Below are 24,230 nucleotides of genomic sequence, written 5' to 3'. Positions count from 1 at the left end.
TGAGGTTTAAAAACTGGCTGCATAATCGCTGATTTTGGTACTTAAAAATACGAAGAATCAAAGTAATAAACAAAAAAAACTGCCCGAAAATTACTTTTCGGACAGCCTCTTTTTTATACAATAATCCCAATCATTTTAGAGTGCGCAATGGCTTCACTACTGTTTTTGAAATAACAAACGGATACTTTTAAGGTTTCTAAATTTTTCAAAACAGCTGTTACTTTATCTTTTTTAGAGTCACCTGTTTGTCTAATGTAAACGGCTTTTACGGTGACCGGGAAAATTTTGCAAATTGCTTCGTATAAAAACGCATCGTGTTGTGAATCATCACCCAGTAGTACATATTCTAAATTGGGGTAGAATTCTAAAATGTGTTTTATTTTGTCAAACTTATGATTGTGATTACCTCCTCCGGTCAGAAAAAAATCTTTAAGGCTCGTTTTAATATCTTTCAATAGCAAAACTGCTTTTGGCAGTTGATGAAGTTCAGTAAACTTTATAATAAAACGATACAAATTCCATTCGCTGCTGGAAACATAGAAAAAAGCATTGAATTCTTCTTTATTTTCTCTTCCAGCCGTACTTAATGCTTGGTAGTGTGTGACAACGTCTTCGTAAATTTTTCTTTTATTTATGTTTTTGAATAACAAAACATATAATTTCTTCAAAGGATTCAAGGTATGAGAAACTAAAAAAGTATCGTCAATATCGGATATAATTCCTAAATTTCCTTTGTGCGGGCGAATGTAACTGTCTTTAGTTGTTAAGGTTTCGTTTTGATGAACAATACTCACCTCATATTCAATCCAGCCATAACGGGTAAATTGGTCTAATGGCACACAAAATTTAAAATAACCGTCATTCAAAGTTTTGGTATGGATTTTCATTTTATTATGTTCCAGATAAACATCCGCATTTGCTTGTGTTTTAATTCTAAACATACCAATCACCGAAGTTGCGTTTTTGATGTTTTTTTTCTGAAAGTCGTATTCTTTGGCCGTTGTTGGTTTAAAAACATGTCCCATCACAATTAATTCTTGCTCATTAGCATAGCCACGGTATAATTTTAAAATAGGCTTCATTTATTTAGTACTTTTGAGTTGAATTATTCGTTTTATATTTTGTACCAATAAAAGTAGCTAAATTTTGAGAAAGAATATCATAATGATTGTTAATCCTATTTCTGGAGATGTAGATAAATCAGAATTTATTGTTGCTGCAGCACATTTAGCGGCGGCTGAAAATTTAAATTTTGTGCTTTATAATACTACAGGTGATGATGATATTTTAAAGATAAAATCACTTTATTTAAGTTATAATCCGGAAAGAATTATTGTAGCTGGCGGCGACGGAACGATAAAGATGGTTGCTGAGGCGATGGAAGAAAATGATGTAATTATTGGAATTGTGCCAGCAGGTTCAGCTAATGGTTTAGCTATGGATTTAAATTTACCATCGACAATAGAAGAAAATTTAGATATTGCTTTCCATAATAAGTATATGGAGATAGATATGATTTCCATCAATGGAAAAAAAAGTATTCATCTAAGTGATTTAGGACTTAATGCTGAAATGATTAAAAACTATGAAAAAAGCACTATTCGTGGTAAATGGGGCTATGTTTTACAAACCGTAAGTACATTGATAGATTTAAACGATCCTTTTACGGCGACAATCAAAGGTGATTTTGAAACTATTGAATGTACGGCAAGGATGATTGTGATTGCTAATTCTAAAAAATATGGGACAGGAGTTTCTATCAATCCGAATGGTGTTATGGATGATGGAAAATTTGAATTAGTTATTTTGAAAAACTTAGATTTAGTTGTTTTAGGAAAAATTATTACGGGGAATATGCCATTTGATTCTGAGGACGTAGCCATAATTTCTACTGATAGAGCTGAAATTACTACCAATGTGCCTGTTTGTTTTCAAATAGATGGAGAATATTATGGGGAAGAAACAAAACTGGATATTGAAATTTTACCCAAGCAAATGAAAGTTGCAATTCCTTAATTCTCGAAATTATTTAAATGGATTTCGTTCCTGCCAAATAGTTTCGGGCTCTAAATATTTAAATATTTTGGGCATATAAGAATTAACGATAGAATTGCTGTGCTCAATAAAACCATACATTTTTAAGGGTTTTGCACCAACAGAACTTTTGATCTCTAAAGCGGTTCTTGCAAAAACGATTTCCTTAAAGCCTTTATTTATTGAATAAGCAATCATGTCATATAGCATATTTAAGTACAACATTTTTTCGCGTTGAATGCTTTCGTCGTATCCTAGAAAATAAGTGTCCATCACTTTGCCATTTTTTATTAAAGTATTGAAACCTATTAGTTTTTCATCAATGAAATAGCCATAAAAGAGGAATTTATCTTTGAAGATTTCTTTAAAAATTCTAAAATGATTTTTCGGGAGGAAAAAAGTGTTGAATGGAGCATTTTTAGCAACATGAATATACAAATCATAAATGGTATCTTCATATGCAATGATTTCTTCAAGATGCATTTTTCTTTTCTCAATTACAAATGCTTTTTTTCGGGCTCTTTTGTACTGATCTCTATATTTTTTTGAAAGAGAGTCAATATAATCTTGTTCTGATTTCCAATTTTCATTGATAGTGAAAACCATATTGGGTTGGGTAGAAAACTGATAATCGTTTTTAAATTCCGGAATATCAAAAATTTGAATTTCGTCTATGTTAAAATCTTTAAAGGACGTAATATGAATCTTTTTTCCTTGAGTTTTAAACTTCTTTTTCAAAGCAATCGAAGCCAATTTTAATGCTTGTAATGCTTTCTTTTTATCAGTAGAGTCAGAAAAACAAAAAGAATTTTGCCCAGTTAGCATATTATTGCCAATAAGAAGGACATGAGAACTGAAATTTCGGAAAGCAAAATTCCGTATTGCTGTTTTGATACATTTGTCTCGTTCTCCAAAAGATTCTAATTTGTTTAAATCTAGAAATTGGGAAACAGCAATTCCAACTAAAGCTTTATTTTCAAAAATTCCAATATAATTGCAAATCATATTTTCAGGAGATGATTTTTCTAATACTTCCAGATATTTTTTCGATAAAAAAATAGTTGAAACGTCTAAATCATCCCATTGTTTTGGAAGTTGGGCGGTGGAATTATAAATTTTGAAAGAATAAGATGTATTCAAGTTGAATTTTAATATTTCATCAAAAATAGTTAATAAAGTTAAAGTATTTATCTTTGATTCGAAATTAACTAACTTTATATAAATAAAAAATAAAATTATGAAAACCTATTCAGAAGAAACAATTCAACCCGAATTAAAAGAACTTAAGGATTGGCAATTTATTAATAATGGAATTGAGAAAAAGTTTTCCTTTTTAAACTTTACGCAAGCATTGGGCTTCATAGTTCAAGTAGGGGTGATGGCTGAGAAAAGAAATCATCATCCAGAATTATTCAATGTGTATAATAAAGTGACGATTCGGTTAACAACGCATGATGCAAATGGAGTTACTGATAAAGATGTTGATTTAGCAAAAGCGATTGAGCAAATACAATAAAAATCTCATCTTTTTTAAGAGACGAGATTTTTATTGTTAGTTTTTTTTAAATCCAAGCACAGATAATTCCGCCCATAATTGTAAAACATACAATCCAGAAACCTCCAGATATTAAAGTGTATTTAAAGCTTCTTTTTTCGAATAAGGCATTTGTGCCTATAATTGGCAATGCTAAAAATAAACCAGATAAAAATCCGTGAAATGCGCCATGTTTGAATGTTCTAAATGCAGTTCCATAATCGGACATAAACGCAGCGTAAGAAGGTAAAGCTTTTGTGGCATCGCCACCAACCATGCTAAACGCACCCCATTGGTGAATCGTTAAAAACTGAAGAATTATAGCAATAAGGAAAGCGTAAAAAACTGCAAAACCAAAAATTGCAACCATATTGCTGCCTTTCATGCTTTCTTCTGTTAATCCGGCTTCTTTCATCCAAATTGCTCCAAAAACTTTTGGGTGATACCAAACAAACCCTACTAAAAGAGTAGATAAAGCTGCAACTAAAAGCGCTAAAAAATTAATTTCCATAAAATAGTTTTTAAAGGTTAGTAAATCAAATTTAGTAAATTATTATTATTTAACAGTAATTTGAATTTATTGTAGGATATAACTCTATAAAATATATAAATTGATGTGTTTCGTCGATTTTATTTGCTTGTTGCCCACATTGTATGTAGATTTATGTGTATAAAATAAAAAATCAAGTTATGAAAAATATAACTACTCTATTTTTAACCGTTTTATTTTCTTTTTCTATGTTTGCTAATGTAGCTTCTTCAGATAAAGAAGCGCTTATTAAATTATACAAAGCAACGAATGGAAGCCAGTGGATTATAAAATGGGATTTATCAATGCCAGTATCAACCTGGTATGGTGTTAAGCTAGAAGGTGAGAAAGTAGTTTCTGTAAACTTAGCCAATAATAATTTAGTTGGTGAAATACCATCTGATATTGTTAATTTAGTTAGTCTTCAAGAATTAGACTTACATAAAAATCAAATATCTGGTGCGATTCCTTCTTTCATTGGAAACCTAAAAGATTTGAAAGTATTAAATCTTTCTTTCAATAAATTGTCAGGAACAATTCCTTCCTCTGTATGCGAATTGAGTAATTTGAAAGACTTAGAACTTTATATGAATGCACTTTCAGGAGAGATGCCTATGCAAATTGGAGCCTTGAAACAATTAGAAGTATTGTCATTATATAACAATGAAATAACAGGGCAAATTCCAAGCTCACTTTACGATGTGAAAACAATGAAAATCCTACTTTTAAGCAGTAATAAGCTTAGTGGAGGATTAAGTCGTGAGGTGGTACGTATGACTTCTCTTGAAAATTTTAGTTTGTTTGATAATAAAATGAACGGTCAAGTGCCTTTAGAGCTAGAAAAATTGAATAATCTTAAAGAAATGAATATTTCTTATAATATGTTTAATGGTTTAGTAACTAAAGATTTGGCTGCACTTGATGCATTAAATATGACTATGATAAATGATAAGGGCGCTACTGTTTTGTTAGATGTTACTACTGATAAAAATTCAGCTATAGTTTCTGAAGATTAGTATTTGCAATAATTATGAGATTAAAAACTCTTTAAGAAAATGGATTTAGTTTTTTTTAAAATAAGTTAGTTTAATAAGTTTAGTTAGAAAAACCTGTGTAGCTTGTTGCTTCACAGGTTTTTTTATGCAAATAAATTATTTGAAGTTGTTGCATAAAAAGAGCTTCAGATTTTTCTGAAGCTTTTCTAGTAGCGGGCGAGAATAGAACTGGAACCCTTGTTAGCTGTGGGGGATAGGTGTCCATTCGGGTTAAAACTTTTGGATAAGATTTTGAATAAATTCTCTCCCAATTCCGGATTTTAAATATTTTTCTCTTTTCATTGCTGCTAATTTTGAGTTGAAAAACTCAACATGAATGATTTCCAAGGTTCAAATTTTAAAGTATACCTTTTGTTTCTAAAAGATTATGAGATCTGAATCGCTCTATTGAATTAGAAGTAAAACCAGTTATAATTCTTTTGGAATTTTTCAGAATATAAAATGTATACAACAAATTAATCCATAATTGTTAGGTATAAAAAAACCATCAATAAAAATTGATGGTTTCTCTTAGTAGCGGGAACAGGACTCGAACCTGTGACCTTCGGGTTATGAGCCCGACGAGCTGCCTACTGCTCTATCCCGCGATGTGCGTTTGTAATTTCAATAAAATCCTTAGTAGCGGGAACAGGACTCGAACCTGTGACCTTCGGGTTATGAGCCCGACGAGCTGCCTACTGCTCTATCCCGCGTTGTTTCGGGTGCAAATGTACAACGAATTTCCGTATTTCCAATGAAAATTTTAAAAAATGTTTTATTTCGTCTATTGACTTGATATGTCTACCTTTGCAAAACAAATTATAATAGAAATGTCACATAAAGCAGGTTTTGTAAACATCATAGGAAATCCAAATGTTGGGAAATCAACATTAATGAATGCCTTTGTTGGAGAAAGATTGTCAATAATCACATCAAAAGCACAAACAACACGTCATAGAATTCTGGGAATTGTAAACGGGGAAGATTTTCAAATGATCTTATCGGATACGCCTGGAATTATCAAACCAGCATATGAAATGCAGGAATCAATGATGAATTTCGTGAAGTCCGCTTTTGAAGATGCTGATATCCTAATTTATATGGTGGAAATTGGAGAACAAGAGTTGAAAGACGAAGCTTTTTTTAATAAAATTATCCATGCCAAAATTCCTGTTTTATTATTATTAAATAAAATTGACAATTCAAATCAGGCGCAACTGGAAGAACAAGTGGCTTTCTGGACAGCGAAAGTTCCTAATGCCGAAATTTTTCCAATTTCGGCCTTACAGAATTTTAATGTACCAGAAGTTTTTGGAAGAATCATTTCCTTATTACCAGAATCTCCTGCGTATTACCCGAAAGATCAATTGACCGATAAACCGGAACGTTTCTTTGTCAATGAAACGATCCGTGAGAAAATCTTGTTGAATTACAGCAAAGAAATTCCATACGCAGTAGAAATTGTTACCGAAGAGTTTTTTGAGGATGAAAACATCATTAGAATCCGTTCTTTGATTATGGTGGAGCGTGAAACCCAAAAAGGAATCATTATAGGTCATAAAGGTGCTGCTTTGAAGAAGGTAGGGATGGAAGCGCGTGTTGATTTAGAGAAATTCTTTGGAAAGCAAATTCACATTGAGTTGGTGGTTAAAGTGAATAAAAACTGGAGAAGCAACGCGAATATGTTAAAGCGTTTTGGGTATAACCAATAAGAGTTGATTTGTGTATTCGGTTATTTGTTTAATCGTTTGAAAATAAAAGCGATTTGATCTGAAAATGCCCTAGCCCCGATAGCAGTGAAAATCCTTTTTATTTTTTTCTTTAAAAAATAAAAAGATTGTAACGCATAGCGGGAAATAGCTCCCAAAACTTTAAAGTTAAAAGCTTAAACAAAAAGCATACCTTTGCAAAATATTTGAAAATAGGATTATGAATAACATTGTTGCGATAGTAGGAAGACCTAATGTAGGGAAATCAACCCTTTTTAATAGGCTGATACAAAGAAGAGAAGCTATTGTAGATTCAGTTTCGGGTGTTACCCGTGATAGAAACTACGGAAAAAGCGAATGGAACGGAAAGGAATTTTCTGTGATTGATACCGGCGGTTATGTACGTGGATCGGATGACGTTTTTGAAGGCGAAATTCGTAAACAAGTAGAACTTGCTATTGATGAGGCGGATGTTATCATTTTTGTGGTAGATGTTGAAGAAGGAATTACGCCAATGGATGATGCTGTTGCGAGATTGTTGCGTAAAGTGACGAAACCGGTTTTACTTGCAGTAAATAAGGTGGATAATGCGATGCGTGAGAAAGATGCGATTGAGTTTTACAACCTTGGTTTAGGAGAATATTATACGTTTGCCAGTATTTCAGGAAGTGGAACGGGAGATTTATTGGATGCATTGATTGATGCATTTCCAGTGAAACCAGAGCCAACTCAAGAAGAAGTGGCATTGCCTCGTTTTGCAGTTGTAGGGCGTCCTAATGCTGGAAAATCAAGCTTTATCAATGCCTTAATTGGTAAAGAGAGATATATTGTTACTGATATTGCGGGAACTACCCGTGATGCCATTGATACAAAATTTGACCGTTTTGGATTCGAATTTAACTTGGTTGATACGGCAGGAATCCGTCGTAAAGCGAAAGTGAAGGAAGATTTAGAGTTTTACTCGGTGATGCGTTCGGTTCGTGCCATTGAGCATGCTGATATTTGTATCTTGATTATAGATGCCACCCGTGGATTTGAAGGTCAGGATCAAAGTATTTTTTGGTTGGCGGAGAAAAACCGTAAAGGAGTTGTAATTTTAGTGAACAAATGGGATTTGGTCGAAAAAGAAACGATGTCAACTCGTGATTATGAAGCTAAAATTAGAGAAGAATTAATGCCATTTACAGATGTGCCTATTCTTTTTGTTTCGGCATTAACGAAACAACGTTTGTTGAAAGCATTAGAAGCAACCGTAAAAGTTTTCGAGAACAGACAACAACGTATTGCTACTTCAAAATTCAACGAATTTATGTTGAAAGTGATTGAAGCATACCCACCGCCAGCGACAAAAGGGAAATATGTGAAAATTAAATATTGCATGCAATTGCCAACACCAACACCTCAGTTTGTGTTTTTTGCCAATATGCCACAATATGTTAAAGAACCTTACAAACGTTATCTGGAAAATAAAATTAGAGAAAACTGGGACTTTTCAGGAGTGCCAATCGATATTTATATCAGAGAGAAATAAGAGAAAATCCCGAGCAATCGGGATTTTTTTTGTTTAAAATTGATATTAATAAATATTACTGTTCTTCTTCTAAAGTTTCCATTGGATAGTCACTATACCAATCTTTAAAAGTTCTTACCGTTTTGTAATCATCATGTAGAACTGTATATACCATCAACAAGATTAATGGTATACCAATGCAATATAGGGTCATTATTACCGGCAAAGTAACGTTAGTTTGACATAAACCGGCAAATACCAAAACATAAATGGTGGTAAACCACACGAGTTTGATTGCAAAATTTTTCATGGCTATATCTTTTATTAAAGTTACGCCAGAAAACTTAAAAATTTAGTTAATGTATTATTAATCAATGCTTAAAACTGGGGTGATTCCTTGAGTTAATTTAGGATTGCATTTTATGAATTATAACAGTTTGAGGAAAACACCCAAAAGAGTTGCAATGCCTATAATATGGGGTTCTTGTTTTTTTGAAATAAATCAAAATTAAAACTGTTCCTACAGCAATCAGTGCAGTGGGGATGTCACAATGGTTCGGACGGTGGTAAAAGAGGCAGGGACTAAATTTGACTTTGAAAAGTGATTCCTCAAAACCTTAGTTGGTCTGTTCTTTATGTCTTTCTTTTAGTTTTATTTTATGTAAAAATGTAAACCGAATAATATCCCTGTCAAAATAATCAACACCACTCGCACGTTGTTGAAAACTTTTTAAATAACCCAACTCTAACGCAATGTTTTTGTTAATCCCATATTGTAAAGCAGTATAAATTCTGTTTTGATCAAAGGTGTTTTTAACAACATTTTTACCGCCATTAATCATTAATTCATCGTACACAATTGCTTTCAAATACTGACTTTCTTTTTTCCAACAGGAATATTCCCCTTGAAAACGGTATCTAAATCTCCAATAAAAGGTGCTTCCTGAAAGTAACCCCTCTTTATTGGTATTGTGTGTAAATCGCTCTTCTACTTGAAAGCGTTGATTTATGATGATTTTACCAAATTCTTGCTTCCATGTTATGTCTTGTTGTCCTCTGTATTCCGGTATTTTAAAATTAAAAGTGACTTCAGGAACTTGTGTAGCTACAGAAAAATAGGCATATCCCGCGCCAACTTCTATATTATTGTTAATTTTATAGCGTCCCTGCAGTCGTAGTGCAAATAAATTTTCCTCTATAGGATTTATAAAAATACGATTGTCAATTTCGGTATGTATAGACCATTTATTGTTTATGGTCAATTGGTTGTAATAGCGTGTCCAAAGTAAACTCTGATGATCTACATTTTTTTCGGTTTGGGCTTTGGAAACAAAACATACTAACAAAAGGCAAAAAATTCTAATGGTTTTCATGAAGTTTATTTCGATTTTTGGCAAATTTACATAAACTCTATAAAATATATAGGTTTTATTTTATCGCTAAACCAAAAAACCTTTTACATAATCCTTTGTTAGTTTTTCTTTTGGGTTCAGAAGTACTTCTTCGGTAGGACCAAACTCAATAATTTCGCCCATATAGACAAAACCAATATAATCTGATACTCTTCGGGCTTGACGTAGAATGTGAGTGACTAATACGATTGTGTATTTGTCTTTTAATTGTAGAAATAATTCTTCGATATGCTGCGTTGATATTGGATCTAATGCTGATGTTGGTTCATCTCCCAAAATGATTTCCGGTTCGATAGCAAGTCCTCTAGCTAAACACAATCGTTGTTGTTGCCCAATGGATAATCGGGTAGCGGGAGATTTTAGTCTGTCTTTTACTTCATCCCAAAGGTTAACGCCACGAAGGTATTTTTCTACGATTTCGTCCAGCTGTTTTTTGTTATGGTTTCCGTGAATGCGTTGTCCGTAAGCAATATTGTCATAGATATTCATTGGCAACGGAAAAGGTCTTTGCGATAGCAAACCCATTTTTTTTCGAATGTGGGTTACTTCTATTTTTGGGTCGTAAATGTTTTCGCCATCTACCAAAACTTTTCCATCTACACGCACATCATTTTGGCGGTCGAGTAATCGGTTCATGGTTTTAAGAAGTGTCGTTTTTCCACAACCTGATGGACCAATTAATGAGGTTACTTTTTTGTCTGGAATATCAAGATTGATGTTCTTTAGAATATGGTTTTCACCAATGTGAACATTTAGATTTTGGATGCTTATGTGAGGTTGAATGATCATATTTTATTTTTTGAAAGATTTTTGCTGGCTATTTTTGCTACAATGTTGATGACTAAAACAATGATGGTTAGGATAACGGCGGCGGCATAGGCTCGGTTTTGTACCTCTTTAATAGGGCTGCTCAATTGGAAAAATATCGATAGCGGTAAAGTTGCTGCTGGTTGGTCTAGAGAAGTTGGAATGCTGTCAGTAAAGCCTGCTGTAAAGAGAACACAAGCAGCATCACCAATAGCTCTTCCAAACGACAGTAATATCGCGGTTATAATTCCAGGAATGGATTGTCTCAATATGATTTTTGCCGATTCATAACGTGTTCCTCCGAGTGCGAAAACAGCGTTACTCATATCTTCAGGGACCACCCGAACTACTTCGTCGATGGCTCGAATGAGTATGGGAATTATCATCAAAGTTACTGTAATGATTCCTGCTAATAAAGAGGTTTTTAATCCCATATAGACCATGATTGCAAACCCAAATGCTCCATATACAATGGATGGAATACCAAACAAAATGTCAGAACTTAATCTAGTAATCGTGGCCAAAGTTGCATTTCTTTTGGCATACACATTAATGTAAATGACAATAGGAAGACTTATTAAAAGTCCTAATAAAGTTGACCCTATAGTGATGTAGACAGATCCAACTATTGCATTCAAAATGCCACCTCCTTTACCGATGTAAAAACCTCCCTCGGGGATTTTGGAAATCATATCCCAACTCAAAGAACCTAGCCCTTTTGAAAAGAGAGTGTACAATATCATGAACAAGGTGCTACTGATGATGATAGTGCTTAGTATCATCAAAATTTTGAATATATTTTCTTCTGTTTTTCTCATGTTGATGCCTGTTTAATTGTTTCTTTTTTCAATTCTGTATAAAATGATTCTCGACAGCGCATTGAATAAAAAGATAATGACGAATAGGAGCAGAGCTGCAAACATCAATGCCGAATCATACATTGGTATAGACATCATCTCACCATAATTATTTGCGATAAGTGCCGGTAATGGATAAGCCGAATCGAATAGACTATGAGGGACTTGTGCCAAATTACCGCAAACCATCAAAACCGCTATGGTTTCTCCAAAAGCTCTGGAAATAGCCAGAACCACTGCCGCTACAATTCCGTCAATTGATTTTCGTAGCACCACTTTCTTGGTGGTTTGCCATTGTGTAGCACCTAATGATAAGGAAGCATTTCGTAAGTCCTGAGGTACATTGTCAAACACTTCAATTACAATACTTATGATAAGAGGGAAAATCATTATTGCCAATACAATTCCTCCCGCCAATACAGAATAACCCGTTGTAAATTCAACAAAATGGGGCGCTATTTTATCTTGTATCAAAGGAACAATTACCAAGACTCCCCAAACTCCATAAAGTACAGGAGGAATACCTGATAACAATTCAATTAAAGGCAGCACTAATTTTCGTACCCGTATGTGAGCATATTCCGAAAGATAAATAGCGGTGAGCATCGATAATGGTAAAGCAATTATAATAGCAATTGTAGTTACCCAAAGTGTACCAACAATAAAGGAATAAAACCCAAAAGCTTCTTTAAAAGGTTTCCATTCAGAGGAGAATAATAAATTATAAAGTGAAGTGCTGTTTAAAATAGGCATTGATTTGTAGAACAATCCTAGTGCAATCAATACAACTGTCGAGATTGACAAGAGGGTAAGTGCCAGGAATGTTTTACTAATGAGGCGATCTTTGAGTAGTCTTATATTTTTCATTTAATTGTAGTAAACCACCCTGACAAAAACTGTTTTAAAACCCCTCATGGTTTTCAGTATTTGCGTTAGGGTGGATGTTTTATTTAGAAGAATATTATTTTACCTTCTCTAATTCTTTTTTTAGTTTTTCTTTTGAAAGTTTAATGTATCCAGCTTCGGTAACAAATTTTTGACCATCAGTAAGGATATATTTTATAAATGCTTTTACAACTGTATTGTTAGGTTTACCGGTTGTTACAAAATACAAATCTCTTGCGGGAGGTGATGGGTATTTCCCAGATACAATAGCCGCAATCAATTGATCTATGTCATTATAGAAATTTTCATCTGGATCAAGTTTGCCATTATTGTTGAGGTCGATTGGTACTGCAACAATTCCATTGGTTGGTTTGTTGGTTTTTGTATCGTAGATATAAACGATATTGTTAAAACCTAAACCAGATGGATCTCTTTGAACTGCTTGCGCCAATCCAGGATCTCCAAACACGGCGACACCTTGTAAATCTTCTTGTTTTTTGCCAAAATAGCTAGCCCATGTTTCGGCTGCTCCAGCCGCATCAGATCTTGTGTACACATGTATAGGAGCAGTACTCTTGAAGCCTAATGCATTCCATGTTTTGTATTTTCCTGTAATGAAGATGTTATTGAAGGCTTCTTTTTTTACTCCTGTTTTGTATAATACGGATTTATAGGGACTCGTTGCGCTTATGGTTGGAATTACGGCATCTTTAGTTACAGCAATAGCATAAGCTCCTTTTTTGTATTCAGCAGCATTCAGTTGACGAGATACCAATCCAATATCGGTAACTTTGGATAATACATCGGTTATTCCTTTTCCAGCTCCTCCAGCCTGAATATCAATTTTGACATTTGGATGCGTTTTCTTGAATTCTTCGGCCCATTTTACAGTAATTGGATATAAGGCAAAAGCACCGGAAATACTTATGTTTCCTTTTAAATCTTGTGCGACTACTTTTGTGGTAGTTGCATTCGTCAATAATAAAATAATTACGGCGACTAATGATACTTTATATGTTTTCATTTTTTTTTTTTTTAAGTTTTTAATATAATTAGATTTTAGCAAAAAGGAATAAAAAACACCGCAGTCGTATAAAATGGATTGCGGTAATTTTTTTTAGAATCGAATCTAGTTTAGTCTTTTTGGAATTATTATAACGAATATTTCAATGTAATTCCATAAGTTCTTTGATCGCCTATTACACCAGCATATTGTCCGGCATTTCCACCAGCAGGCAATAATTGTTCGTAATAATCCTTATTTAAAAGATTACGTCCCCAGAAGGTAACGGAAAACCCTTCAGATGCACGGAATCCTAAACGAGCGTTAAAAATAGCGTAACCAGGAACGACTAAATATTTTGAAGCAGAAGGACTTGATGAGAATTCAGAACGCGCATAAGAATCAACGGCAAGGAAAATTTTACCTGAATTTCCGAAGAATTTTGCATTGTCAGAAAGCTCACCTCCTAAAGATCCAGCCCATTTTGAAGCACCAGGTAAATCAGTTCCTGAAACATCTTTAAAAGCTACAGAAGCTCCTGTTTCTTCTAGCGGAAGCGGTGCATTTGTAAATTTAATATACTTTCCGTCTGTATAAGTTGCAGCTCCGTTTAGGGTTAGGTGACTGTTAACTACAAAACTGGCATCTAGTTCCGCACCTCTTACCCGTACTTTATCTGCATTGGCAAGATAGCCACGGTTTACACCTAATTCGGCAGCTTGAACATTGGTTTGAAAATCTTTAATATCTGTATTAAAGAAGGTCAAATTGAATATCGAGTTTTTAAAGGGAGATGTTTTGACTCCTACTTCATAATGATTTATTTTTTCAGGTTTAACTACCGCAAGGTCGGCTAGAGTCTGACCTGCTGCCGGAGTAGGAAGTCCCGCTACATTCACGCCAATTGGTTTGTAGCTTTTTGCATAAGTAGCATACGCATTGATTTTGTCTGAAGCTTTAAAAGACACGGTTAAATTTCCTGAAAAGTCTGTATTATCTGTATTTGATGTAAAAGCTTGGTCAGAATAAACTAGTTTTTTCAAAGCAAGTAAAGCAGGATCGGTAGTTTGAAGGCCTCCGTATGTTTTACGGCTGTAATCAGCATCTTTCTTATCGAAATTGGATCTTATACCAGGTAATACATGTAAACGATCTGTTATTGCCCAGTCTAATTGCCCGAAAACTGCCGCACTGGAAGATCTGATGCTGGCATTGGTTTTTATTCCGTATCCTTCAAAAAGACCTGGAGTTTTCCATAATGCGCTGGTAGTACTTTGTGCAAATCTCCATTGCGCATTTCCAGATTCTTCTGTACCGTCTGTTTTTGATGTTTGATCAATAAAAAACACACCAACAACACCACTTACTTTAGATGTAAGTTGTCCTGCATAACGTACCTCTTGTGTTATTTGTGTCTGTCTGGTAGGGTTTTGCGATTTTGCCAGTACTTGTAACCCTGTAAAGTCTCTATCATTTGATGGATCCCAATTCCAAAAACGCCAAGCAGTAGTTGCAGTAAGTGTTCCATTTCCAATTTTTGTATCAATATTAAGGGATACACCACCTAAATCTTGTCCTGAACGCCATGGCGTATCGTGGTCAATCTTACGATCGAAGGCATTTAAACTAGGGAGTTGATAATTCAAATCTTTAATAATTGCATCAAATTGTCGATAAGCGGCTCTTTTCGTAGGAGCAATCCCAGCAATAACCTGGGCATATCCATCTGGACGCTGTGTAGTAATATCTGCTGCTAATATAATATTGGTGTTTTCTGTCGGTTTATAAAGTAATTGTCCTCTGATTCCTTGATTATTTAGCGTATTTGTGGCTCTTCCTGTTGCAACATTATCAATCAGTCCATCACGTTGTGTTCCAGAAAAAGAGATACGACCTGCTATTTTTTTGCTCAATGCACCAGTAACCGAAGCCTTTGCTTGCAGGTATCCATAATTACCATAACTCACTTCAAAGTTGGCACCCGAAGTAAAACTCGGTTTGCGAGTAGTTATATTGAAGGCTCCAGAAGTTGTATTTTTACCAAATAACGATCCTTGTGGTCCGCGTAATACCTCAATTTGCTCTATATCAATAAAATCAAGAGTGGTTGCAGCTGGACGAGCATAATACACACCGTCAACATAGAAACCAACTCCAGGATCGATACCGTCATTGGTAAGTCCAAAAGGAGAACCTAGACTTCGAATGTTAATCCCTGTATTTCTTGGGTTTGACGAATAAAGTTGCACCGATGGAACTAGTTCTTTTATACGGTTAACATTAAAAGCTCCAGATTGTTCTGCCTGTTTACCAGTTATAACTGATATTGCGATCGGGACATCTTGTACTTTTTCTATTCGTCGTCTGGAGGAAACTACAACCTCAAGCAAAGTGTTTTCTTCATTAAGCGTTATTTGTAATGAAGGTATTGGTAAAGAAGTAATTTCTATTTCTGCAGTTTTGTATCCTACATATTGAACTAAAAGAGTTAAAGGAAGTTTTCCTTTTGTATCTATTATAAATTTTCCGTCAGAATCGGAAGTTGTGTTAGAAGTAGTTCCTTTTATTACAACATTTGCGGCTCCTAACGGAATGTTTTGGTTTGTTGTAATTAGACCTTCAATGTTTTGTGCGAATGATATTGAGAAAGTTAAAATAGATAATATTGTAAGTATATTTTTTATAGAATTTTTCATTGTATGTTTATTATATGTAATTAGTAGAGTTTAAATTAAATTTTTTTTACTAGCACATACACATCATTTGATTATTCTTTTCTTTAGTTGCAATTACTTGTTTATTTCCTATTTGTTCATTTAAAATAACGAACGTGTTTAAATACGTTTTCATACGTTTAAAATTGGATTGTTAATTATGCGTTAAATTCTATGCAAATATATAATTAATTCTATAAAAATAGTAGAGTTTAAAAAATATTTTTTTATTTTTTTACTAATGAGGAAATTGTAATGCCTTGCATGGCCTTTAAAGTCTCGTCTCGAATAGTCATCAACCCGTGTCGTAACAGGCATTCAGACTCACTAGTGCAATCGGAGCAAGGCTCATAAAAATTTAATGATGCACACGGAAGTAATGCAATTGCACCATCAAATAATCGATGAATATCAGCTAAAGTAATTTCGTTTTTGGATTTTAAAAGATAATAGCCACCAAATTTCCCTTGTTTACTCCCTACAAAATGTCCGCGTTTTAAATCCAATAAGATCTGTTCCAAAAATTTTTTTGGAATGTTAGCTGCTTCAGCAATTTCAATAGTTCTTGAAATGTGATTATCGTCTTGTTGCGCTAAAAACAATAATGCCTTGAGAGCATATTTGGCTTTATGTGAAAGCATTTTTAATATATTTTAAATTGTAACTTTTAAATTGGATGCGATTTCAAATTTAAAAAAAATGAAAGTAAAACAAACATAAACTATTTTAGTTTATAATTTTATAAGTAGTGCTGATTTTTGGATGTCAAATGTAATCTTGAAATATTGATGCAAACGGAAGACAACTAGTTTTAATCTACCAATTTCCACTAGAACCACCACCAGAGAAGCCTCCGCCACCAAATCCACCGCCGAAACCGCCGCCGCCAAATCCACCACCAGATGAACCGCCGCCAAAACCGCCTCCGCCGCTGTTTCTGCCAAGGCTACTTAAAATAATTACATCAAGCAAACTAGGTCCACCGCCTCTGTTTCCAGAATTTCCTCCACCGCCTTTGTTTCTTGAAATAAGAATAAGAATGATTACAATAATTACGATAAAAGGTAAAATTGGAAAATCCTGGCCTTTATTTTGTTTTCGTTCTCCTTTGTATTTCCCTTTAAAAACATCAATTATGGCATCTGTACCTTTATCAAGACCTCTGTAATAACTTCCAGTTTTGAATTCAGGTGTAATGATATTTCTGATTATTTCTCCTCCAATTCCCGCTGTTAAACGGTCTTCCACTCCGTAACCAGGGTTAATGGCAATTTTTCTTTCGGCTTTAGCCACTAAAATAATTACACCATTATCGTCTTTTGCAGTTCCTCCAATTCCCCAAGTTTGGCCCCATTTAGTAGCTAGTTGGCTTACATCTTCATTCTGTAAGCTTTCAATAGTTATAACAACTATTTGAGTGGTAGTTGAGTCAGAGTAATGAATTAATTTTTCTTCTAATTGTGTTTTTTCAGATGCGCTAAGAAGGTTAGCATAGTCATAAACCGAGGTTTGTAAACTAGGAACTTCCGGTATTTTAAATTGTGCAAAACCTATTTGTGTAATAAAAAAACAAATAAGCAGTTTGAAAAAATAAGAGCTATTTAATTTATACATAATTATATTATCCTTTTGAGATTTCGTTTGATAATTCATTCGTATCATCTTCGGACCAAGGAAAATGTTTTTTTAGTTCTTCGCCTGCTCTTAAAATTCCATCTACCAGACCCTGTTTGAAGTTGCCATTTTTAAAATGAGCCCCCATAATGTTCTTTGTAGTGTCCCAGAAATTATTTTGAACAGTGTCATTAATTCCTTTGTCTCCACAAATCACAAATTTTTTATCGGCAACAGCCAGATAAATTAAAACGCCATTTTGAAGTTGGGTTTCGTTCATTTTCAATTCATGAAAAACTTCCAAAGCCCTGTCAAAAGGAACTTCGGAAGTTGTTTTTTCTATATGTACTCTAATCTCGCCAGAAGTATTTTTTTCGGCCACGCGAATAGCTTCAACAATGGCACGTTCTTCTTCTTGGGTTAAAAAATCTTCTACTTTTGACATTTTTGTATTTTTTTAATTCCCCCTACGAGGATTAGAGAGAATTAGAATTTTACTTCAACGGGTTTGTCTGCACCTTCTACAGCATTAAAATATGCTTTTTCTTTGAAACCGAACATTCCTGCAAATAATGAATTTGGGAACGTTTTAATGTGTGAGTTATACGGTTTAACTGCTTCATTGAAACGGGTTCTAGCCGTAAGGATTTGGTTTTCAGTACTGGCTAATTCGTCCTGTAATTTCAAGAAATTCTGATTCGCTTTCAAATCAGGATATTGCTCTACTGTCACTAATAATCGAGATAATGAACTGCTTACGCCACTTTGTGCTTTATTGAATTCTGCTAATTTTTCTGGAGTAATGTTTGTTGGGTCAATTGTAGTTGAGGTCGCTTTTGCTCTAGCTTCAATAACAGCAGTCAAAGTCGATTTTTCAAAATCAGCAGCCCCTTTTACAGTATTTACTAAATTTCCTATAAGGTCATTTCTTCTTTGGTAGGCAGTTTGCACATCTCCCCAAGATTGTTCTACTGTTTGATTCAACGTTACTGCGGTATTGTTAATCCCTTTAACCCAGCTGTAAATTCCAATAATTACAACTACTGCGATAATCCAAGGTAAAAATTTTTTAAAATCCATTTTTTGTTTAATTTAAAGTTTAATTGTTTTTTTTATAAAATCGGTAACCAACCTCTATAGTTGATTTTTAATATTTGTTAATTGTGTTCGTATTGTTTCCAGTTTTCGAATAATTTCAAATTTATCCAAGGTTTTCTTCTGGCCTTCTTTCAAATGTGTTTTGGCACCTTCCAGTGTAAAACCTCTTTCTTTCACTAAATGAAAGATGAGTTGTAAATTAGTCACATCTTCAGGAGTGAACATCCGATTGCCTTTGGCATTCTTTTTAGGCTTCAGAATATCAAATTCATTATCCCAAAAACGAATCAGTGAGGCATTCACATCAAATGCTTTGGCTACTTCACCAATGCTGTAATATCTTTTATCTTTTGAAAGCTCAATATGCATATTATTTTTATTTGACTTTTTAATTCTGCTACTATTATATGTAGACTTTTTCGCTCCTATATCTGATCACTGACCACTTTTTTTATAAATTATTAATCTAGTGACTGATTTTCTTGGTTAGCCAATTTTGAAATGGCAACATACTCAATTGCCGAGATATTCCCATAATAAAAATTCAATGGATTCACGACTTTACCATCTTTATGTACTTCATAATGCAAGTGTGGCCCTTCGGATCTTCCTGTGCTGCCTACATATCCTATGATATCACCACGTTTCACTCTTTGTCCAGCTCTACAATTGTATTTGCTTAAATGTCCATAGAGGGTTTCGTATCCATAACCATGCCTAATTACCACATGATTTCCAAAACCAGAAACCGTATTATCCGCCTTTGAAACAACTCCATCTCCTGTAGCATAAATGGGAGTCCCTATTTTTGCAGAGAAATCCATTCCTTCATGCATTTTTCTCGCCTTAGTGAAAGGATCTGTTCTGTACCCAAAACCAGACGCCAACCGTTTCAAATTCTCATTCCTTACCGGCTGAATGGCGGGAATCGCAGCCAATAATTTATTTTTTGCCTTTGCTAAGCCCAAAATAATATCCAGTGATTTCGACTGAATTACCAATTCTTTACTAAGCACATCCACTCTTTTTGTCGTGTTGATTACCAGTTGGGAATTATCATAACCTTGTAATGTTTTATAGCGATTAATGTCACGAAAACCTGATTTTCGCACGGAGTCTGGAATCGCCTTCGTATTAAAATAAATCCGATATAAATTATTATCTCTATCTTCAATGTCTTCCACAACACCATCAACTTGATCCATTTTCTTATTTAAAATAGAAAAATTCAACTTCAAATTGTCAATTTCACGCGCTTGCAAACGGTCCTTTGGCGTTTCAAAATAGGGAGTGTTTAATAAAACAATAAAACATAAAAACCCGAACAAGGCCGATGCTACTAAAAATAAGGCTACAACACCAAATTTTTTTCTTTTTCTTACTTTTATTTTTCGGTATGCTAGATTTTCGGAATCGTAATAATATTTTACTTTCGCCATGTTTTAAAATACCCTATTTTTGCACATTGTAAAATGTTAGTCGAACAAATTTAATAAATGTTTCATTTGTTCAACCCTTTTTTCAGGAATAAATATAATAATGTGCCTATTCCAGCTATTCGTTGCAAGTTCTCGTCTTGAAATCTTTTTTTCTAATGAGCCAGCAGGAGCTTCCTCCGGTCGCTCTGCTATCTCAAGAAAAAATAAATTTCAAAACTTCGAAGCTTTTCACTGCTATCTGGGGCAAAATGTTAATTTGTTGATTTGGTTATTCGTTTATGCGATACAACCGATTAACCAAATTAACAAATAACCGAATAAACAATAAAAATGACATCACAAGACGTACGTAAACAATTTCTGGATTTTTTCGCATCAAAAGGACACTTAATCGTTCCATCGGCACCCATAGTTCTAAAAGATGACCCAACCCTGATGTTCAACAACTCTGGAATGGCACAGTTCAAAGAATATTTCCTTGGGAATGCCACGCCAAAAAGCAATAGAATTGCCGATACACAAAAATGTCTTCGGGTTTCAGGAAAACACAATGACTTAGAAGACGTAGGTTTTGATACGTACCACCACACCATGTTCGAAATGCTGGGAAACTGGTCTTTCGGTGATTATTTCAAAAAAGAAGCCATCAACTGGGCTTGGGAACTTTTGACAGAAGTTTATAAAATCCCAAAAGAAAATCTATACGTTTCCGTATTCGAAGGAAATCCAGAAGAAAACGTACCATTCGACCAAGAAGCTTGGAATATTTGGAAAGAATTGATTGACGAAGACCGAATAATTCTTGGAAACAAGAAAGACAATTTCTGGGAAATGGGAGACCAAGGACCATGTGGACCGTGTTCAGAAATCCACGTTGACATACGTTCTGACGAAGAAAAAGCGTTAGTTTCAGGAAAGAGTTTGGTGAACAACGACCATCCACAAGTAGTGGAAATCTGGAACAACGTATTTATGGAATTCAACCGTAAAGCCGATGGTTCTTTAGAAAAATTACCTGCCCAGCACGTTGATACCGGAATGGGATTTGAGCGTTTGTGTATGGCATTACAAGGAAAAACTTCGAATTATGATACCGATGTTTTTACGCCACTTATTGAAAAAGTAGAGCAAATTACAGGATTAAAATACACTTCAAACGAAGTTTTCAATATCAGCGAAGAGCAGAACAAAACCAATATCGCTATTCGTGTATTGGTAGATCACGTTCGTGCGGTGGCATTTGCTATTGCTGACGGACAATTGCCATCAAACACAGGTGCTGGTTATGTAATTCGCAGAATTTTGCGTCGTGCGATTCGTTACGGATTTACGTTTTTGAATATAAAAGAACCGTTTATCAATCAATTGGTAGCCGTTTTGGCCAATCAAATGGGGGGATTTTTTCCAGAAATCAAATCGCAACAACAATTGGTTACGAATGTGATTCGGGAAGAAGAAGCATCGTTCTTAAGAACTTTAGACCAAGGATTACAGTTACTGGAAAATGTAGTTACCGAAACTAAAGGAGCAACAGTTTCAGGAGTTAAGGCTTTTGAATTATACGATACTTTCGGATTTCCAATTGACTTAACCGCATTGATTCTTAGAGAAAAAGGATTCGAACTTGACGAAGCAGGTTTTAACACGGCCATGCAAGCTCAAAAAGCCCGTTCCCGCGCCGCATCAGAAGTTTCTACCGAAGATTGGTCTGTATTAATTCCCGGAAATGTAGAAACATTTGTAGGGTACGATCAATCCGAAAGTGATGTAAAAATCACTCGCATCCGTAAAGTTGACAGTAAAAAAGACGGGGTTTTATACCAAATCGTTTTAGACAATACACCATTCTATCCAGAAGGTGGAGGACAAGTGGGTGATAAAGGAACTTTGGTTTCTGCAAATGAAACCATTGAAATCATCGATACTAAAAAAGAAAACAACCTGATTTTGCATTTTGCCAAAAAATTACCAGAAAATGTAAACGCAGTTTTTACAGCCAAAGTAAATCAGGATTTAAGAAGTTTGTCTTCCAGAAATCACTCGGCTACACACTTAATGCACCAAGCGTTGAGAAGTATTCTTGGAACACACGTAGAACAAAAAGGTTCCTTGGTAAACCCAAACTATTTGCGTTTTGACTTTTCTCATTTTGCTAAAATGACGGAAACCGAATTGCAACAAGTAGAGGATTTTGTAAACGCAAGAATCCAAGAGCAATTGCCGTTAATTGAAAGAAGAAATATTCCAATTCAACAAGCTTTAGAAGAAGGCGCAATGGCCTTGTTTGGTGAAAAATACGGAGATAATGTCCGTGCCATAAAATTTGGTGAAAGCATGGAATTATGCGGAGGAATCCACGTGAAAAACACGGCTGAAATCTGGCATTTCAAAATCGTTTCAGAAGGAGCGGTTGCTGCGGGGATTCGTCGTATCGAAGCCATTACAAGTGATGCCGTTAAAGCACATTTTGCATCGTATGAAAACACATTGAATGAAGTGAAAACAGCTTTGAAAAATCCTCAGGATATTTTGAAAGCCGTTCATTCGATGCAGGAAGAAAATGCCAAATTATCCAAACAAATTGAGGCTTTGGTGAAAGACAAAGTTAAAATTTTGAAAGCGGGTTTAACAGCAGAAATACAGGAAATAAACGGCATACAATTCTTAGCAAAACAAGTAGATTTAAATCCGGAAGGAGCAAAAGATTTGGCTTATGAATTAGGGAATTTGGGTAAAAATGTATTCCTTGTTTTGGCTACAGCCGACGAAGAAAAACCAATGTTAACCTGTTATATTTCTAAAGAATTAGTTGCTGATAAAAACCTAAATGCTGGGCAAGTAGTTCGTGAACTGGGTAAATTTATCCAAGGTGGCGGTGGCGGACAACCATTTTTTGCGACAGCAGGCGGGAAGAATGTAGCTGGAATTCAGCAAGCTTTGGAGAAAGCGGTTGAGTTTATAAAGTAGATCAAATTTATTTTTTATAAAAATAAACCCTTTTAGGACTTATGTTCTAAAAGGGTTTATTTTTGTTCAATACCTTGTTTTATAGTATTTGCATGGCGTTGCAATTAGATTTTAAAATAGTAGTTTAACTGAAATATAGAGATTGTAACGATGAATATTGTAGCTTTTATTTTATTTTTCTAGGTTTGAATGATGTAGTGCCAAGAGCTTAGATAAAGGCGATACGATTTATTTAGTATAATGAAAAAAAGAAAAAACATATTTTTGGTATTATCAATTTTTGTATTGACACTTTATTCGTGTTTAAATGATACCGACGATAGTATAAAATTACTAAAAAAGATAGTTGCTACTTCAGCAGATGGAAATTCAGCAACAACTTTGTTTACTTATAATGAGAATAAAATTGTAAGTATTGATGGGGTTGAGAAACATGTTGATTTTACGTATGCCGATGGTTTGATTTCGAAAACAGTAACGTTAAATAAAACAAATCAACTTCTCGAAACTATAGAATATACGTATGTTGTTGGTCAATTGGTGCGTACAAAGTCTCTTGACAATTATATGATAAATTACATTCATAATTCAGACGGAACTGTTTCTTATGAAAAATTAGCTATTAATTCAGGGAACCAAGAAGTGAAAATGTATCATGGAATTTTGTATTTCCAAAACGAAAATTTCATCAAAGACGAAAGAATATTAGATAATACTGCATCTGGTGTTTTGTCAAAATACAGCGTAAGCTTTGATTATGATTCTAAACACAATCCATTATATAATGTATTGGGGTATAAAAAGCTGTTAGATTATAACGAAGGAATCTCATCGAATAATAGCTTGATAAGTACAGTAATTGCAAGTGTTTCTAAAGACGACCAGATAATATCATCCGCTAAATTTTATAAAAAAACCTTTACATACGATTTAGATAATTACCCAAAGGAAGAGATTTCAGAAAATGAAAAGACGGTTTATTTGAAATCACAGTATTTCTACTAAGAAATCAATTAGTTGATAAGAATTAAAAATACAATTCAGAACTTAAATATGCTCTAAAGATATTTGAATTTTTTGTACA

At 34.3% G+C, this 24,230-nt stretch carries 23 protein-coding genes and 2 tRNA genes; 7 read left to right on the top strand and 18 right to left on the bottom strand.

The window, feature by feature from the left end; all coding sequences use genetic code 11:
* Window positions 1-113: 113 nt before the first annotated feature.
* Window positions 114-1,082 (bottom strand): App1 family protein, encoded by a 969-nt coding sequence (locus tag ACM55I_RS14405; RefSeq protein ID WP_416847549.1) that lies wholly within the window; start codon window positions 1,080-1,082, stop codon window positions 114-116.
* 64 nt (window positions 1,083-1,146) lie between these two features.
* On the opposite strand from ACM55I_RS14405, the gene ACM55I_RS14400 reads away from it, so the two are divergent.
* The gene (locus ACM55I_RS14400) at window positions 1,147-2,016 is read left to right on the top strand and encodes a diacylglycerol/lipid kinase family protein (RefSeq protein WP_416847548.1); all 870 of its coding nucleotides are present in this window, start codon (window positions 1,147-1,149) and stop codon (window positions 2,014-2,016) included.
* A 9-nt stretch (window positions 2,017-2,025) separates the two neighbouring features.
* Here the strand turns inward: ACM55I_RS14400 and ACM55I_RS14395 are convergent, their stop codons facing one another.
* Complete coding sequence (locus ACM55I_RS14395) at window positions 2,026-3,174, bottom strand: 8-amino-7-oxononanoate synthase (protein WP_416847547.1); 1,149 nt, start codon at window positions 3,172-3,174, stop codon at window positions 2,026-2,028.
* Between the two features lie 97 nt (window positions 3,175-3,271).
* On the opposite strand from ACM55I_RS14395, the gene ACM55I_RS14390 reads away from it, so the two are divergent.
* A complete protein-coding gene (locus ACM55I_RS14390) occupies window positions 3,272-3,550 on the top strand; it encodes a 4a-hydroxytetrahydrobiopterin dehydratase (protein WP_039108978.1) in 279 nt (92 codons plus the stop codon).
* Between the two features lie 46 nt (window positions 3,551-3,596).
* On the opposite strand, the gene ACM55I_RS14385 is transcribed toward ACM55I_RS14390, so the two are convergent.
* Window positions 3,597-4,079 carry a DUF1761 domain-containing protein gene (locus tag ACM55I_RS14385; RefSeq protein WP_416847546.1) on the bottom strand — a complete coding sequence of 161 codons (483 nt, stop codon included), beginning with the start codon at window positions 4,077-4,079 and terminating at the stop codon, window positions 3,597-3,599.
* A gap of 179 nt (window positions 4,080-4,258) precedes the next feature.
* Between ACM55I_RS14385 and ACM55I_RS14380 the strand changes: the two genes are divergently transcribed.
* Window positions 4,259-5,113, top strand: a complete 855-nt coding sequence (locus ACM55I_RS14380; protein ID WP_416847545.1) for a leucine-rich repeat domain-containing protein — start codon at window positions 4,259-4,261, stop codon at window positions 5,111-5,113.
* Between the two features lie 553 nt (window positions 5,114-5,666).
* Here the strand turns inward: ACM55I_RS14380 and ACM55I_RS14375 are convergent.
* A tRNA-Met gene (locus ACM55I_RS14375) sits at window positions 5,667-5,739 on the bottom strand.
* Window positions 5,740-5,771: 32 nt separating this feature from the next.
* Window positions 5,772-5,844, bottom strand: a tRNA-Met gene (locus ACM55I_RS14370).
* Between the two features lie 117 nt (window positions 5,845-5,961).
* Between ACM55I_RS14370 and era the strand changes: the two genes are divergently transcribed.
* Together era and der are read left to right on the top strand one after the other, a co-directional pair.
* Window positions 5,962-6,843, top strand: a complete 882-nt coding sequence (gene era / locus ACM55I_RS14365; protein WP_416847544.1) for a GTPase Era — start codon at window positions 5,962-5,964, stop codon at window positions 6,841-6,843.
* Between the two features lie 217 nt (window positions 6,844-7,060).
* On the top strand, window positions 7,061-8,371 hold the full coding sequence (gene der, locus ACM55I_RS14360; protein WP_416847543.1) for a ribosome biogenesis GTPase Der: 1,311 nt from the start codon (window positions 7,061-7,063) through the stop codon (window positions 8,369-8,371).
* Window positions 8,372-8,426: 55 nt separating this feature from the next.
* On the opposite strand, the gene ACM55I_RS14355 is transcribed toward der, so the two are convergent.
* From ACM55I_RS14355 to ACM55I_RS14295, 13 genes are all read right to left on the bottom strand, one after another.
* Window positions 8,427-8,636: a hypothetical protein gene (locus ACM55I_RS14355; protein ID WP_416847542.1), complete on the bottom strand. Its 210-nt coding sequence runs from the start codon at window positions 8,634-8,636 to the stop codon at window positions 8,427-8,429.
* Between the two features lie 331 nt (window positions 8,637-8,967).
* Window positions 8,968-9,723 carry a DUF2490 domain-containing protein gene (locus ACM55I_RS14350; protein WP_416847541.1) on the bottom strand — a complete coding sequence of 252 codons (756 nt, stop codon included), beginning with the start codon at window positions 9,721-9,723 and terminating at the stop codon, window positions 8,968-8,970.
* Between the two features lie 66 nt (window positions 9,724-9,789).
* Window positions 9,790-10,551, bottom strand: coding sequence for a phosphate ABC transporter ATP-binding protein PstB (gene pstB, locus ACM55I_RS14345; protein ID WP_416847540.1), 762 nt, complete (start codon window positions 10,549-10,551; stop codon window positions 9,790-9,792).
* Window positions 10,548-11,387: a phosphate ABC transporter permease PstA gene (pstA, locus tag ACM55I_RS14340; protein WP_416847539.1), complete on the bottom strand. Its 840-nt coding sequence runs from the start codon at window positions 11,385-11,387 to the stop codon at window positions 10,548-10,550. Before pstA ends, pstB begins: the two co-directional genes overlap by 4 nt.
* Before the next feature lie 12 nt (window positions 11,388-11,399).
* A complete protein-coding gene (gene pstC, locus ACM55I_RS14335) occupies window positions 11,400-12,293 on the bottom strand; it encodes a phosphate ABC transporter permease subunit PstC (protein ID WP_416847538.1) in 894 nt (297 codons plus the stop codon).
* A 94-nt stretch (window positions 12,294-12,387) separates the two neighbouring features.
* Window positions 12,388-13,335 (bottom strand): PstS family phosphate ABC transporter substrate-binding protein, encoded by a 948-nt coding sequence (locus ACM55I_RS14330; protein WP_416847537.1) that lies wholly within the window; start codon window positions 13,333-13,335, stop codon window positions 12,388-12,390.
* Window positions 13,336-13,463: 128 nt separating this feature from the next.
* A complete protein-coding gene (locus ACM55I_RS14325) occupies window positions 13,464-16,010 on the bottom strand; it encodes a TonB-dependent receptor (RefSeq protein ID WP_416847536.1) in 2,547 nt (848 codons plus the stop codon).
* A 245-nt stretch (window positions 16,011-16,255) separates the two neighbouring features.
* The gene (locus tag ACM55I_RS14320; protein WP_416836175.1) at window positions 16,256-16,669 is read right to left on the bottom strand and encodes an RrF2 family transcriptional regulator; all 414 of its coding nucleotides are present in this window, start codon (window positions 16,667-16,669) and stop codon (window positions 16,256-16,258) included.
* A 175-nt stretch (window positions 16,670-16,844) separates the two neighbouring features.
* Window positions 16,845-17,642 carry a TPM domain-containing protein gene (locus tag ACM55I_RS14315; protein WP_416847535.1) on the bottom strand — a complete coding sequence of 266 codons (798 nt, stop codon included), beginning with the start codon at window positions 17,640-17,642 and terminating at the stop codon, window positions 16,845-16,847.
* 7 nt (window positions 17,643-17,649) lie between these two features.
* Entirely contained in the window at window positions 17,650-18,087 is a 438-nt protein-coding gene (locus ACM55I_RS14310; RefSeq protein ID WP_416847534.1) for a TPM domain-containing protein, read from the bottom strand.
* 41 nt (window positions 18,088-18,128) lie between these two features.
* On the bottom strand, window positions 18,129-18,722 hold the full coding sequence (locus tag ACM55I_RS14305) for a LemA family protein (RefSeq protein ID WP_416847533.1): 594 nt from the start codon (window positions 18,720-18,722) through the stop codon (window positions 18,129-18,131).
* Window positions 18,723-18,776: 54 nt separating this feature from the next.
* Window positions 18,777-19,109 carry a MerR family transcriptional regulator gene (locus ACM55I_RS14300; protein WP_035670311.1) on the bottom strand — a complete coding sequence of 111 codons (333 nt, stop codon included), beginning with the start codon at window positions 19,107-19,109 and terminating at the stop codon, window positions 18,777-18,779.
* A 92-nt stretch (window positions 19,110-19,201) separates the two neighbouring features.
* Entirely contained in the window at window positions 19,202-20,179 is a 978-nt protein-coding gene (locus ACM55I_RS14295) for a M23 family metallopeptidase (protein WP_416847532.1), read from the bottom strand.
* A 330-nt stretch (window positions 20,180-20,509) separates the two neighbouring features.
* On the opposite strand from ACM55I_RS14295, the gene alaS reads away from it, so the two are divergent.
* A complete protein-coding gene (gene alaS / locus ACM55I_RS14290; protein WP_416847531.1) occupies window positions 20,510-23,146 on the top strand; it encodes an alanine--tRNA ligase in 2,637 nt (878 codons plus the stop codon).
* Window positions 23,147-23,386: 240 nt separating this feature from the next.
* A complete protein-coding gene (locus ACM55I_RS14285) occupies window positions 23,387-24,151 on the top strand; it encodes a hypothetical protein (RefSeq protein WP_416847530.1) in 765 nt (254 codons plus the stop codon).
* Window positions 24,152-24,230 lie beyond the last annotated feature (79 nt).

The organism is Flavobacterium algoris (assembly GCF_048158525.1).
Lineage (GTDB): Bacteria > Bacteroidota > Bacteroidia > Flavobacteriales > Flavobacteriaceae > Flavobacterium > Flavobacterium algoris.
The sequence above is the reverse complement of the archived record's forward strand: the minus strand, read 5'-3'. Positions and strand labels throughout refer to the sequence as shown.

Bases quoted from the DNA above. Each gene is read 5' to 3' on its own strand.
- ACM55I_RS14320 (WP_416836175.1), bottom strand. From the start codon at position 16,669: ATGCTTTCACATAAAGCCAAATATGCTCTCAAGGCATTATTGTTTTTA.
- pstC (WP_416847538.1), bottom strand. From the start codon at position 12,293: ATGAAAAATATAAGACTACTCAAAGATCGCCTCATTAGTAAAACATTC.
- alaS (WP_416847531.1), top strand. From the start codon at position 20,510: ATGACATCACAAGACGTACGTAAACAATTTCTGGATTTTTTCGCATCA.
- ACM55I_RS14390 (WP_039108978.1), top strand. From the start codon at position 3,272: ATGAAAACCTATTCAGAAGAAACAATTCAACCCGAATTAAAAGAACTT.
- ACM55I_RS14325 (WP_416847536.1), bottom strand. From the start codon at position 16,010: ATGAAAAATTCTATAAAAAATATACTTACAATATTATCTATTTTAACT.
- ACM55I_RS14315 (WP_416847535.1), bottom strand. From the start codon at position 17,642: ATGTATAAATTAAATAGCTCTTATTTTTTCAAACTGCTTATTTGTTTT.
- der (WP_416847543.1), top strand. From the start codon at position 7,061: ATGAATAACATTGTTGCGATAGTAGGAAGACCTAATGTAGGGAAATCA.
- ACM55I_RS14310 (WP_416847534.1), bottom strand. From the start codon at position 18,087: ATGTCAAAAGTAGAAGATTTTTTAACCCAAGAAGAAGAACGTGCCATT.
- ACM55I_RS14285 (WP_416847530.1), top strand. From the start codon at position 23,387: ATGAAAAAAAGAAAAAACATATTTTTGGTATTATCAATTTTTGTATTG.
- pstB (WP_416847540.1), bottom strand. From the start codon at position 10,551: ATGATCATTCAACCTCACATAAGCATCCAAAATCTAAATGTTCACATT.
- ACM55I_RS14350 (WP_416847541.1), bottom strand. From the start codon at position 9,723: ATGAAAACCATTAGAATTTTTTGCCTTTTGTTAGTATGTTTTGTTTCC.
- ACM55I_RS14385 (WP_416847546.1), bottom strand. From the start codon at position 4,079: ATGGAAATTAATTTTTTAGCGCTTTTAGTTGCAGCTTTATCTACTCTT.
- ACM55I_RS14380 (WP_416847545.1), top strand. From the start codon at position 4,259: ATGAAAAATATAACTACTCTATTTTTAACCGTTTTATTTTCTTTTTCT.
- ACM55I_RS14295 (WP_416847532.1), bottom strand. From the start codon at position 20,179: ATGGCGAAAGTAAAATATTATTACGATTCCGAAAATCTAGCATACCGA.
- era (WP_416847544.1), top strand. From the start codon at position 5,962: ATGTCACATAAAGCAGGTTTTGTAAACATCATAGGAAATCCAAATGTT.
- ACM55I_RS14305 (WP_416847533.1), bottom strand. From the start codon at position 18,722: ATGGATTTTAAAAAATTTTTACCTTGGATTATCGCAGTAGTTGTAATT.
- ACM55I_RS14330 (WP_416847537.1), bottom strand. From the start codon at position 13,335: ATGAAAACATATAAAGTATCATTAGTCGCCGTAATTATTTTATTATTG.
- ACM55I_RS14300 (WP_035670311.1), bottom strand. From the start codon at position 19,109: ATGCATATTGAGCTTTCAAAAGATAAAAGATATTACAGCATTGGTGAA.
- pstA (WP_416847539.1), bottom strand. From the start codon at position 11,387: ATGAGAAAAACAGAAGAAAATATATTCAAAATTTTGATGATACTAAGC.
- ACM55I_RS14405 (WP_416847549.1), bottom strand. From the start codon at position 1,082: ATGAAGCCTATTTTAAAATTATACCGTGGCTATGCTAATGAGCAAGAA.